This window comes from Citrobacter sp. wls716 (assembly GCF_005280975.1).
Taxonomy (GTDB): domain Bacteria; phylum Pseudomonadota; class Gammaproteobacteria; order Enterobacterales; family Enterobacteriaceae; genus Citrobacter; species Citrobacter youngae.
In genome coordinates, this window is record NZ_SZWX01000021.1 from 1 (window position 1) to 12,659 (window position 12,659).

Annotated in this window: 13 protein-coding genes and 1 pseudogene; 6 read left to right on the forward strand and 8 right to left on the reverse strand. The window is 49.2% G+C overall.

Annotated elements, in window-relative coordinates:
- The 3 genes and pseudogenes from FDX24_RS02650 to FDX24_RS02660 all read right to left on the reverse strand — a co-directional run.
- A pseudogene (locus FDX24_RS02650) lies at positions 1–66 on the reverse strand (dimethyl sulfoxide reductase subunit B); the annotation flags it as partial.
- Positions 67–76: 10 nt separating this feature from the next.
- A complete protein-coding gene (gene ynfF / locus FDX24_RS02655; RefSeq protein WP_137363785.1) occupies positions 77–2,515 on the reverse strand; it encodes a selenate/tellurate reductase subunit YnfF in 2,439 nt (812 codons plus the stop codon).
- Positions 2,516–2,653: 138 nt separating this feature from the next.
- Complete coding sequence (locus FDX24_RS02660; RefSeq protein WP_086523673.1) at positions 2,654–2,962, reverse strand: DUF1161 domain-containing protein; 309 nt, start codon at positions 2,960–2,962, stop codon at positions 2,654–2,656.
- Positions 2,963–3,065: 103 nt separating this feature from the next.
- On the opposite strand from FDX24_RS02660, the gene FDX24_RS02665 reads away from it, so the two are divergent.
- Positions 3,066–3,776, forward strand: a complete 711-nt coding sequence (locus FDX24_RS02665) for a YnfC family lipoprotein (RefSeq protein ID WP_137363786.1) — start codon at positions 3,066–3,068, stop codon at positions 3,774–3,776.
- A 6-nt stretch (positions 3,777–3,782) separates the two neighbouring features.
- On the opposite strand, the gene speG is transcribed toward FDX24_RS02665, so the two are convergent.
- Complete coding sequence (gene speG / locus FDX24_RS02670; RefSeq protein WP_137363787.1) at positions 3,783–4,343, reverse strand: spermidine N1-acetyltransferase; 561 nt, start codon at positions 4,341–4,343, stop codon at positions 3,783–3,785.
- 37 nt (positions 4,344–4,380) lie between these two features.
- On the reverse strand, positions 4,381–4,722 hold the full coding sequence (locus FDX24_RS02675; protein ID WP_048211710.1) for a DUF1283 family protein: 342 nt from the start codon (positions 4,720–4,722) through the stop codon (positions 4,381–4,383).
- Positions 4,723–4,877: 155 nt separating this feature from the next.
- Between FDX24_RS02675 and FDX24_RS02680 the strand changes: the two genes are divergently transcribed.
- From FDX24_RS02680 to FDX24_RS02700, 5 genes are all read left to right on the forward strand, one after another.
- Entirely contained in the window at positions 4,878–5,204 is a 327-nt protein-coding gene (locus tag FDX24_RS02680; protein WP_005121149.1) for a YnfA family protein, read from the forward strand.
- 107 nt (positions 5,205–5,311) lie between these two features.
- Complete coding sequence (rspA, locus tag FDX24_RS02685; RefSeq protein WP_048211709.1) at positions 5,312–6,526, forward strand: starvation-sensing protein RspA; 1,215 nt, start codon at positions 5,312–5,314, stop codon at positions 6,524–6,526.
- 13 nt (positions 6,527–6,539) lie between these two features.
- Positions 6,540–7,559 carry a Zn-dependent oxidoreductase gene (locus tag FDX24_RS02690; protein ID WP_061067874.1) on the forward strand — a complete coding sequence of 340 codons (1,020 nt, stop codon included), beginning with the start codon at positions 6,540–6,542 and terminating at the stop codon, positions 7,557–7,559.
- 53 nt (positions 7,560–7,612) lie between these two features.
- Positions 7,613–8,992, forward strand: coding sequence for an MFS transporter (locus FDX24_RS02695; RefSeq protein ID WP_137363788.1), 1,380 nt, complete (start codon positions 7,613–7,615; stop codon positions 8,990–8,992).
- 165 nt (positions 8,993–9,157) lie between these two features.
- A complete protein-coding gene (locus FDX24_RS02700) occupies positions 9,158–10,633 on the forward strand; it encodes a mannitol dehydrogenase family protein (protein WP_061067875.1) in 1,476 nt (491 codons plus the stop codon).
- A 66-nt stretch (positions 10,634–10,699) separates the two neighbouring features.
- On the opposite strand, the gene ydfZ is transcribed toward FDX24_RS02700, so the two are convergent.
- From ydfZ to ydfG, 3 genes are all read right to left on the reverse strand, one after another.
- A complete protein-coding gene (gene ydfZ / locus FDX24_RS02705) occupies positions 10,700–10,903 on the reverse strand; it encodes a putative selenium delivery protein YdfZ (protein ID WP_003032393.1) in 204 nt (67 codons plus the stop codon).
- A gap of 190 nt (positions 10,904–11,093) precedes the next feature.
- Positions 11,094–11,780, reverse strand: coding sequence for a GntR family transcriptional regulator (locus tag FDX24_RS02710; protein ID WP_048211706.1), 687 nt, complete (start codon positions 11,778–11,780; stop codon positions 11,094–11,096).
- 86 nt (positions 11,781–11,866) lie between these two features.
- On the reverse strand, positions 11,867–12,613 hold the full coding sequence (ydfG, locus tag FDX24_RS02715; protein ID WP_048211705.1) for a bifunctional NADP-dependent 3-hydroxy acid dehydrogenase/3-hydroxypropionate dehydrogenase YdfG: 747 nt from the start codon (positions 12,611–12,613) through the stop codon (positions 11,867–11,869).
- Between the last annotated feature and the right edge of the window lie 46 nt (positions 12,614–12,659).

The window sequence follows — 12,659 nt, forward strand, 5'->3', positions numbered from 1 at the left end:
CAGTTCGCAAGTTTTGCAACCGGTGCAACGGGCGGAGTCGATAAAAAATCCGTATTGAGTCGTCATGGGTTACACCTTACGCCTTTTCAACCTGAACGAGATTACTGTGGGATGGATTCCCCTTCGCTAACGGAGAAGGACGATGTGACGTGAGAATGTTAATAGAACCACCGTGATCGATCTGGTCACCAAACATATCAGCATTGAGCCATGCGCCTTGGCCGATGGCTGTCACGCCGGGCAAAATACGCGGTGTAACTTTTGCGGCGATCAGCATCTGACCATTGCTGTTAAACACTCGTACCGTATCGCCGTGATGAATGCCACGTGAACGAGCATCGACGGGGTTAATCCAGATTTCCTGCGGGCATGCCTGTTGTAAAACATCAATGTTGCCGTAGCTTGAGTGAGTTCGCGCCTTATAGTGGAACCCGGTGAGCTGTAGCGGGTACGTTTTGCGTTTGGGGTCGTCCCAGCCGTCAAAGCCTGGCGCATAAGCCGGTAGCGGATGCACAATCTCGTCTTGCTTGAGTTCCCATGTCTCGGCAATGGTGGCCAGTCTTTCAGAGTAAATCTCAATTTTCCCTGATGGCGTTTTCAACGGGTTTGCCGCAGGATCTTCGCGGAATGAACGGAAGGCAACATAGTGTTCTTCCGGGCATTTTTTCTTGAAAATACCGGTCGTTTTCATCTCTTCGTAATCCGGCATTTCCGGGTTACGTTCTTTGGTTTTGGCATGCAGATATTTCACCCACTCGTGTTGGGTGCGGCCTTCCGTGAATTTTTGATAGACGTCCGGGCCCAGGCGTTTAGCGACTTCACTTAACATCCAGTAGATGGGTTTTCGTTCAAATTTAGGTGAGGTAGCGGGTTGTCCGAGGATCACATAGCCCATATTCCCGGCGGACTCATGTGAGATGAGATCTTCCTGTTCAGTAGGCATCAGATCCGGCAGCAGGATGTCGCAGTACTTCGCCGATGCGGTCATAAAGTGCTCAATGCCGACAATCATTTCGCACTTACTGTCATCCTGTAAAACGTCATGAGTATGAGCAATATTGCCATGCTGGTTGATGAGCGTGTTACTGGCATAGCACCAGATAAACTTGATAGGCACATCCAGTTTATCTTTGCCACGGACACCGTCGCGGGTGGCTGTCATTTCTGCGCCATGATCGATAGCATCCGTCCAGGTGAACACCGATATCTGTGTTTTGACCGGGTTCTCTAACATGGAGAACCATTCAACGCCCAGATCCCACGTCCCTTCACGCATACCGGAGTTACCGCCGTTAATTCCCACGTTTCCTGTTAAAACAGAGAGCATGGTGATTGCTCGGGCTGTCTGTTCACCGTTGGAATGGCGTTGTGGTCCCCAGCCCTGGCAGATGTAAGCCGGTTTTGCCGAACCGATTTCACGCGCTAACTGGATGATTTTGTCTGCTGGGATGCTGGTAATCTGAGATGCCCATTGCGGTGTTTTGGCAATTCCGTCCGGGCCGTCACCTAATATATAGGCCTTGTAGTGCGCATTACGCGGTGCGCTGGCGGGGAGAGTGGTTTCATCGTAGCCGACGCAGTATTTATCAAGGAAAGGTTTATCAATCAGATCTTCTGTGATCAGCACCCAGCCGATTGCGGCGGCCAGTGCAGCATCCGTCCCTGGGCGAATAGGCAGCCATTCATCTTCACGACCTGCGGCGGTGTCATTGTAGCGTGGATCGATAACGATCATTCTGGCATTTGACCGCTCACGTGCCTGCTCGACATACCAGGTTACGCCACCGCCGCTCATACGCGTTTCGGCTGGGTTATTACCAAACATCACAACCAGCTTTGTGTTGGCGATATCGTCGGGGCTGTTACCGTCGTTAGCACCGAACATATATCCCATGGCGGCGCTGATTTGTGCGGTGCTGTAACTCCCGTAACGGCTTAAATAGCCACCACAGGAATTCATCAAACGGTAGGGGACGTTGGAGTTCGTGATATTACCGCCATCCACACCGGTACCGTAAAGAACGTGAACGGCTTCATTACCGTAATCATGCAAAATACGTTTCAGATTTCCGGCTACGGTATCCAGCGCTTCATCCCAACTGATACGCTCAAATTTACCTTCACCGCGTTTGCCAACGCGTTTCATCGGGTATTTGAGGCGGTCAGGGTGGTTCATACGACGGCGAATCGAACGACCACGCAAGCAGGCGCGAACCTGGTGGTTACCGTAGGTATCATCGCCGGTCGTGTCAGATTCAACCCAGTAGACTGCATCATCTTTCACATGCAGACGTAAAAGGCAACGGCTGCCGCAGTTAACCGTACAGGAACTCCAGACAGCTTTATCTTCAACAGGTTGCACTGATTGCTGTACGGCAGCAGCAGCGGCACGAATACCAAAGGGTAGTGACAGGCCTCCGGCAGCAAGTGCCAGTGAACCTATAGCCGAGGATTTCACTAACGTCCTGCGGCTAATACCTCCATATTGCTCATCTTCAGACATAACCCACTCCATTGTAATTATCGTTATATACATTGTTTTATAACGAAATAACTAGCTTGCTAACAATGAAGTAGAGTCTACCTATTTATAGGTAAATCTTATTAATGCATATCAAACAGGAGTGACCCTCCGCGAACGGAGGGTAAAAATTTATTGCGGTTCAGCCACGTGACCGTCCTGAGAAGGGCTACTGTTTGCGGGTGCGTTACCGCTGTTAGTTCGGGTATAGAGGATCTTGTGCGTATCATTGGCACAATGACCGACCACCAGTGAATCAGGCTGATCGGCCTGGTCATTAGGAACAATATTCAACGTGAAACTGGATTCCGCGACACCATTATTAATAATGCGCTGCTCGATATCACTCTTCACGCGCTCACATGACGCGGGTGCCGCCAGGATCTGCGGGGAAGCGACCAGTAATAAGCTCGCGGCAATTCCTGCTATGTATTTCATCATCAACTCCTTTCGTGATCGACATAAACTAAGATTAGCATTTCTGGTGTAAATAACTGTATTTGCTAATATGATTGAGAATTATCTTCTTATCCCGGTGAAAAATGTGAAGAAACAGACCCTGTTAGGTTTCCTGTGTATCGTGTTGGTTGGGTGTGATAACGCCAAAGGGCTGGTGTCCTTTACGCCGGAAATGGCCAGCTTCTCCAATGAATTTGATTTTGATCCGCTGCGCGGCCCGGTGAAAGATTTTAGTCAGACACTGCTCAACGACAAAGGCGAAGTGACTAAGCGCGTCACAGGTACGCTCTCGCAGGAAGGCTGTTTTGATACGCTGGAATTGCATGATGTCGAAAATAATACGGGTATGGCGTTAGTGCTGGATGCGAACTTCTATCGGGATGCCGAAACGATGGAAAAACGGATCCGTTTACAGGGGAAATGCCAACTGGCGGAACTGCCTTCTGCGGGCGTAGTGTGGGATACCGACGATAACGGTTTTGTTGTGTCCGCCACGGGAAAAGAAATGAAGGTGCAGTACCGGTATGATGCGGAAGGCTACCCGCTCGGCAAAACCACCGTCAGTAAGGACAATACGCTGCAGGTTGAGGCTAAACCGTCAGCCGATCCATTGAAAAAACTGGATTACACGGCAGTAAGCATGCTGAACGATCATCCTTTAGGTAACGTCAAACAAACCTGTGAGTATGATTCGTATGTTAATCCGGTCAACTGCCAGCTGGTTATCGTTGACGAAAGCGTAAAGCCGGCAGTTGAGCATCATTACTCGATTGAAAACACCATTGATTACTACTAACCGTTTTTACTGAGCGGTAGGTTGTAACAGGTTGGAACCCGGTGTTTTGTGATTGGCCAGATATTGCTGTTGGAAGATACACATGCGAATGGTGTTACGATATTGGCCGTTAATAAAGAACTCATGAATCAATTCACCTTCGACCATAAAGCCAAGTTTGCGGTAGATGTGAATGGCTTTTTCGTTCTCTTTATCAACGATCAGATACAGCTTATATAAATTAAGCACGGTAAAACCGTAATCCATCGCCAGCTTTGCCGCGCGCGTTGCCAGACCTTTGCCCTGGTAATCCGGGGAAATGATGATCTGAAATTCAGCCCGGCGGTGCACATGGTTTATTTCAACCAGCTCCACCAGCCCGGCTTTCTCACCGTCACACTCGACCACAAAACGGCGTTCACTTTGGTCGTGAATGTGTTTGTCATACAGGTCTGACAGCTCAACAAACGCTTCGTAAGGTTCTTCAAACCAGTAGCGCATGACGCTGGCGTTGTTATCAAGCTGATGGACGAAACGTAAATCTTCACGCTCCAGCGGGCGCAGCTTTACACTGAGGGCGCTTGCCATATCGTATCCTTTCAATATCTTCTAGTGAGCACAATGATTATGGGGCAACGGTGCGGCCAGTGCGGCGATCGAGACAACGCAGGGTGTTAGGCTCCCAATACGCATTCAGGTTCGCGCTTTGTTCGCATTTATCACGGCTATCAAAAGCAGCGTCGGCTTTGTCCCACTCTTTCTCTGTACGCTTGTTGACTTTCTGACGCAACTGACGCGTATCGTTCCACTGTTCCTTTTCCATTGCAGCCTGTTGACGACTTTGCGCACTGTCCCCGGACTCTATGACCAGTTTACTGGTTTCAGCAAATACGGAAGAGGTGTACACGGCCGCCGCCAGCGTCAGCATGGCCGTCAGACACAGGCGTTTGGTCAGTGTAATTTTCATGGCGAATTCCTTTAATGAGAAAGGGAAAAAAAACGATAAAACAGGGTTAAATTCTACACTATTCCTGCGCCAGGGCATACCCACTGGGCGCATATGGATACGTTGGACATATTCTGTCGTATCATGGTTAAACCGAAGGTAACTGAATTACTTCAATGCTTAAGACAACATTACTTTTCTTCGTCACCGCGTTATGCGAAATCATTGGCTGCTTTTTACCCTGGCTCTGGCTTAAGCGTGGGGCGACGGCCTGGTTGCTGGTTCCTGCTGGGGTGTCATTAGCGCTGTTCGTCTGGTTGCTGACGCTACATCCGGCGGCGAGCGGGCGGGTATATGCCGCGTATGGTGGTGTCTACGTGGTGACTGCACTGCTCTGGTTACGCATTGTCGATGGCGTAAAACTGAGCCTGTACGACTGGTCCGGCGCGTTAGTAGCACTGTGCGGGATGTTGATCATCGTTGCCGGATGGGGGCGCGCATAGCGCCTTTTTTGTGATCAGTGAGCGTTTTTTTGATTTTCATACTTGTATGGTAGTAGTTCAGTTGGGTAAATTTCCTGCATCACAAGAAGAGATGTAAGGATTAAAAAATGAAGATTGTCGGGGCTGAAGTTTTTGTTACCTGTCCAGGACGTAATTTTGTCACGCTGAAAATCACGACAGACGATGGGATCACTGGATTAGGGGATGCCACGCTGAACGGGCGTGAATTATCCGTGGCGTCCTACCTGAAAGATCATGTGTGTCCACAGCTAATTGGACGTGATGCGCATCGAATTGAGGATATCTGGCAGTTTTTCTACAAGGGGGCTTACTGGCGCCGCGGCCCGGTAACGATGTCGGCGATTTCTGCGGTGGATATGGCCCTGTGGGATATCAAAGCGAAGGCGGCGAATATGCCGTTGTACCAGTTGCTGGGGGGCGCATCACGCGAAGGCGTCATGGTGTACTGTCACACAACGGGTCATTCCATTGATGATGTGCTGGAGGATTACGCGCGTCATAAAGAGATGGGGTTTAAAGCGATCCGTGTGCAGTGTGGTGTACCGGGAATGAAGACCACCTACGGAATGTCTAAAGGTAAAGGCCTGGCCTACGAACCTGCGACCAAAGGCCAGTGGCCGGAAGAACAACTGTGGTCGACGGAGAAATATCTCGATTTCACACCGAAATTGTTTGAAGCCGTCCGCAACAAATTTGGTTTTGATGAACATCTTCTGCATGACATGCATCACCGTCTGACGCCAATTGAAGCGGCTCGTTTTGGTAAGAGCATTGAACAATACCGTTTGTTCTGGATGGAAGACCCTACCCCCGCTGAAAACCAAGAGTGCTTCCGCCTGATTCGCCAGCATACGGTCACGCCGATTGCGGTAGGGGAAGTGTTCAACAGTATCTGGGACTGCAAGCAGCTTATTGAAGAACAGCTGATCGACTATATTCGCACCACTATTACCCACGCAGGCGGTATCACCGGTATGCGTCGTATTGCTGATTTTGCCTCACTTTATCAGGTACGCACGGGTTCTCATGGACCTTCCGATTTGTCGCCAGTCTGCATGGCCGCTGCGCTGCATTTCGATCTGTGGGTACCCAATTTCGGGGTGCAGGAATATATGGGGTACTCAGAACAGATGTTGGAAGTGTTCCCGCATAACTGGACCTTTGATAACGGCTACATGCATCCAGGTGACAAACCAGGGCTCGGTATTGAGTTTGACGAAAAACTTGCAGCGAAATATCCGTACGATCCCGCATATCTGCCGGTCGCCCGTCTTGAAGATGGCACGCTATGGAACTGGTAAGGAGTGATTTGTTATGAATAGTATTGTGATTGAAAAACCGAATACGCTTGTTATCGCACAGCGACCAGTACCAGAACCCTCAGCAGGAGAGGTCCGGGTAAAAGTAAAACTGGCGGGGATTTGCGGTTCAGACAGCCATATTTATCGTGGACATAATCCATTTGCGAAATATCCGCGAGTTATTGGCCATGAATTCTTTGGTGTAATTGATGCTGTAGGTGAAGGGGTTGAACGTTCGCGTATAGGTGAACGTGTGTCCGTTGATCCGGTTATCAGTTGTGGACATTGTTATCCCTGTTCGATTGGTAAACCTAACGTTTGCACATCGCTGGTGGTGCTGGGCGTGCATCGGGATGGCGGTTTCAGCGAGTACGCTGTCGTGCCGGCGAAAAATGCCTGGACGATCCCCGATACCGTGCCCGATGAGCATGCCGTTATGGTCGAACCTTTTACCATCGCCGCAAACGTGACCGGACAAGTTAAACCAACAGAGAACGATATCGCACTGATTTACGGGGCAGGCCCTATGGGGCTCACGACTGTTCAGGCACTCAAACATGTCTATAAAGTAAAAACGGTAGTGATTGCAGACAGAATTGACGAACGTTTGACGATGGCAAAACAGTGCGGTGCTGACTGGACAGTCAATAATGGGCAGCAATCATTGCAGGATTTTCTTGCTGAGAAGACACTGAAACCTACGATTATCGTGGATGCGGCTTGTCATCCATCCATTTTACAGGAGGCTATCACGCTGGCATCACCGGCTGCGCGTATAGTTTTAATGGGATTCTCCAGCGAGCCTTGCCAGATTGTGCAGCAAGGTATTACAGGGAAAGAGCTTTCAATCTATTCTTCAAGATTAAATGCAAATAAATTCCCGGTTGTTATTGATTGGTTGGTCAAAGGACTTATCGACCCCAATAAACTTATTACCCATACTTTTGACTATCACCACGTTACCGACGCAATTGAATTGTTTGAGAAAGATCAGCAGCACTGCTGCAAAGTTTTACTCACATTCACTGAATAATATTAATAACTGCGAGCAAGTGGTACGCATCTTACCTCTTAGAGATAGCCAATATGAATCAAGAAAAACACGAAAGGTCAACGAAAGATCTGGTGAGAGCAGCCGTTTCAGGGTGGTTAGGGACAGCTCTCGAATTTATGGATTTCCAATTATATTCATTGGGTGCCGCGCTGGTATTTCATGAAATATTTTTCCCGGAGCAATCTGCCGCGATGGCACTCATTCTGGCAATGGGTACCTACGGTGCGGGATATATTGCTCGTATCGTTGGAGCATTTATATTTGGCAAAATGGGCGACAGCATTGGACGTAAAAAGGTGCTGTTTATTACCATTACCATGATGGGGATCTGTACAACATTAATAGGCGTACTGCCAACGTATGCACAAATCGGTATCTTTGCGCCCGTATTACTGGTGACGCTGCGTATTGTGCAGGGTCTCGGTGCAGGGGCCGAAATCTCTGGGGCTGGTACAATGCTCGCTGAGTACGCACCAAAAGGAAAGCGCGGTATCATTTCCTCTCTTGTTGCAATGGGAACTAACTGCGGCACATTAAGTGCTACTGCAATCTGGGCCGTGATGTTCTTTGCCCTTGATCGTGAGGAATTGTTAGCCTGGGGTTGGCGAATTCCGTTTCTGGCGAGTGTAGTGGTTATGGTTTTCGCCATCTGGTTGCGAATGAATCTCAAAGAAAGTCCAGTATTTGAGAAAGTTAATAATGAGGAAAACGCACCTGCATTGAATAACCCGTCAGAAAATACGCTGGGTGCAATGTTTACCAGTAAATCTTTCTGGTTGGCAACCGGCTTACGTTTTGGACAGGCGGGTAACTCAGGTCTAATTCAGACTTTCCTCGCCGGATATTTGGTGCAAACATTGTTGTTTGATAAATCAATACCGACAGATGCCTTAATGATTAGTTCTGTGCTTGGTTTTATTACAATACCCTTACTAGGGTGGTTGTCAGATAAATTTGGTCGCCGTTTACCATATATAATTCTGAATATATCTGCAATTATTCTTGCTTATCCCATGTTATCGATTGTTGTAGATAAAACGTATAGCCCCGGCGTCATTATGACAGCGCTGATTGTTATTCATAATTTTGCGGTGCTGGGATTGTTCGCACTCGAAAATATCACAATGGCTGAAATGTTCGGTGCGCGTAATCGCTTCACCCGAATGGCAATTTCAAAAGAGGTCGGTGGATTGGTGGCCGTTGGTTTTGGTCCTGTTCTGGCCGGTATTTTCTGCAACATGACAAATTCCTGGTGGCCGATTCTGGTGATGGTTATGGCTTACTCGCTGATTGGTTTGGTTTCAGCATTGCTAATGCCTGAAGTGAAAGACCGTGATTTGAGTGTCCTGGAAGATGCTGCGGAAGTGAGCAAAACCGAGACGGTTCGTGCTGGAGCCACTCAGGCTGGCTAGTACGGACAGGGTATGGTCAGGTCTGAACTGATGGCCTGATCATGCTATTACACAGCTTTAAATGATGTCATACCAATCATAGAAAGTTTAATGCAAATCAAAACATACAACCATACAGGCGTTACTCTGAGACAGTCCTGATTTCATTGATAAGTAGGTCATACAATGCAAAACAAGCTCTTAGCGGCAAAGGCTGCACTTCCTGGCTACGATCGTACAAAACTGGTTCCGCGTATTGTTCATCTGGGGTTCGGTGCTTTCCACCGTGCACACCAGGGGGTATACGCTGACATCCTGGCAGCAGATCACAATAGTGACTGGGGATACTGCGAAGTAAACCTGATTGGTGGAGAGCAGCAGATTGCTGATTTGAAACAGCAAGATAACCTGTACACCGTTGCGGAAATGTCTGCGGATGCCTGGACCGCAAGAGTTGTTGGCGTGGTTAAAAAGGCGTTGCATGCGCAGGTTGATGGTCTGGAAGCTGTACTGGCTGCGCTGTGCGAACCGCAGGTGGCGATCGTTTCCCTGACCATAACTGAGAAGGGGTATTGCCATTCTCCGGCTACCGGGCAATTGATGCTGGATAACCCGATGATTGTCGCCGACCTGCAAAACCCAAAACAGCCGAAGACGGCACCGGGTGTGGTGGTTGAAGCACTTGCACGCCGTAAAGCCGCAGGTTTAGGTGCGTTTACCGTGATGTCCTGCGACAACATGCCTGAAAACGGCCATGTGATGCGCAATGTTGTCACTGCGTATGCCCGCGCGGTGGATGCTGAGCTGGCTGCATGGATCGAACAACATGTGACGTTCCCGTCAACAATGGTTGACCGTATTGTCCCGGCGGTAACCGCAGATACGCTGGACAAAATTGAACAACTTACCGGGGTACGCGATCCGGCGGGTGTGGCATGCGAACCGTTCCGTCAGTGGGTCATTGAAGATAACTTTGTCGCAGGGCGTCCAGAGTGGGAAAAAGCCGGGGCTGAACTGGTGGCAGATGTTATCCCGTTCGAAGAGATGAAGTTGCGTATGCTTAACGGCAGCCACTCTTTCCTTGCTTACCTCGGCTACCTGGCAGGATATCAACACATCAACGACTGCATGGGTGATGAGAACTATCGTGTCGCCGCCCGCGCGTTGATGCTGCAGGAGCAAGCGCCAACATTAAAAGTGAAAGGGGTGGATCTTCAGCATTATGCCGACTTACTGATTGACCGCTATAGCAACCCGGCGTTGCGCCACCGTACCTGGCAGATTGCAATGGACGGTAGTCAGAAACTGCCGCAACGTATGCTTGACTCTGTGCGTTGGCATATCGTGCACGGCAGTGGTTTTGATCTGCTTGCACTCGGTGTGGCGGGTTGGATGCGCTATGTCGGGGGCGTGGATGAACAGGGACAAGCCATTGAAATTAGCGATCCGCTGCTGCCAGTGATCCAGAAAGCGGTACAGAACAGTCACGAAGGTGAAGATCGTGTGCAGGCGCTATTGGCTATTGACGCTATTTTTGGTGACGAACTGCCACAGGTTGAACGGTTTAAAAAGCGGGTTACAGAAGCGTACCTGACTTTGCTGGCGGAAGGCGCGAAGGCAACGGTTGCAAAATATGCTGCGAAATTACTGTCAGTAAGATAACGCTTTATGTCGCCATCCGGCTTTAACGACAGCCAGATGGCGCATTGTTTTTGGCATTCACACCAATTAGTTCATGCCTAAACGAATCAGTTCGAGGGGGGCATATTTGCCTTCACATCCTTCGATTTCCACTGTTTTACCGCGGCGGATTTGCTCAGCGGTCAGGCCATCGGTGTCAATGGCTGTAATACGGCCGGTGAGTCCGGTGTCACTAATCATGACACGGCTGCCAGTGGTGATTGCGTTGCGGTTACGATCGTATGTTTTCATGGTGTTTTCTCCTTTCCAACTTACCGTCAAAGCCCGTGGGCTTTTAGTCCCACGTAACGGGCGCAATATAAATACGCTTCTCGTTAATGATTTTTTTTGTTTTCGATCAAAATCACAGCTTTTTTTATCGGGATATGCAAGAGAGGGAATTGTTCGGGGAAACTCACCTCAGTGAGAGGTGAGCTACGTATTAGTCTTCGCTAAACCAGTCGCTATTTTCCTGACGAATAAGCTGAACAGATTCGCTAATTTCCTGTAGATGCAGCATCATTGCATGCTCGACGGCATCGCCATCATGTTTTACCAGCGCTGCAAAGATATCATGGTGCTGACGAAGTAGCATTTCAGGTGGGGAGACATGATCCAGACTCATATAGCGCACACGGTCAATCGTGGCTTTAATATTCTCGACGGTGTCCCAGGCAAGCTGGCAATCAGCGATTAATGCCAGCTTCTGATGAAACTCATCATCAAGCTGGAAGAAATCGTTGAGCTGCTTACGGTCGATGGCAATGCGTTGCTGGTGCAGATTCTGTTCCAGTTGATAGCACTGGTTATCGGTGATCATCGAGGCGGCGCGGCGGGCTACGGCACACTCAATGGCCTGACGTACAAAACAGCCATTTTGCACCTGCGACAGCGAGATCTTATTCACGTAACTGCCACGTTGTGGACGGATCTGAATCAAACCGTTTTCTGCCAGTTTGATGAATGCTTCTCGTACCGGCTGGCGAGACACGTTAAAGCGTACGGAAACCTCTTTCTCCGACAATGGCGTACCAGGTGCAATCAGACAATGCACGATATCGCTGCGAAGAATACGGTAAATCTGTTGATTTACCGGCTGTGTAGGGTTGAGCTGCGTTTCTACGGTCATTCATTCTTACTTATTAGAGAGTTAACCCGGCTATTTTATCACTTATCGAGCGCTTTCTATACCCGGCACAAGGCCGGGTATCTCATTTAGCTTCGATGCACGCTAAGCCCGGCAAAAGACTGGGTGACTGGCATCATCTCAAGGGTATTGATGTTGACATGAGCCGGTAACGAAGCAACCCACCATACAGCTTCAGTGACATCTTGCGGAGTCAGTGCAGTGGTATTTTCGTAGGTTTTACCTGCTTTATCATCGTCGCCTTTGAAACGCACATTAGAGAACTCGGTACCGCCAACCAGTCCGGGTTCAATGTCGGTAACGCGGATCGCCGTGCCGTGTAAGTCTGTACGCAGGTTCAGACTAAACTGACGAACAAACGCTTTGGTTGCACCATAAACGTTCCCGCCAGCGTACGGCCAGCTACCGGCGGTAGAGCCGATATTAATTATGTGTCCGCGGTTACGCTCGACCATGCCAGGCAGAACGGCACGAGTCATATAAATCAGGCCTTTGTTGTTGGTATCGATCATGGTTTCCCAGTCATCGACATTCGCTTTGTGGGCTGGCTCAAGACCCAGCGCCAGACCGGCATTGTTGACCAGGATATCGATATTGCGCCATTCGGCAGGCAGGGCGTCCAGCATCTCTTCAATGGATGCGCGATTGCGTACGTCAAGCTGGGCGATATACAGATTATTACCCAGTTCATCTTTCAGTTCCTGCAGACGTTCCTGGCGGCGTCCGGTGGCAATAACTTTATGCCCATTCTCAATAAAACGACGCGTAATGCACTCACCAAAACCTGCTGTTGCTCCGGTTACTAAAACGATCATCTCACTGTTCCTCAACGCTTTTTATGTAGTACTACCATAGCACGTC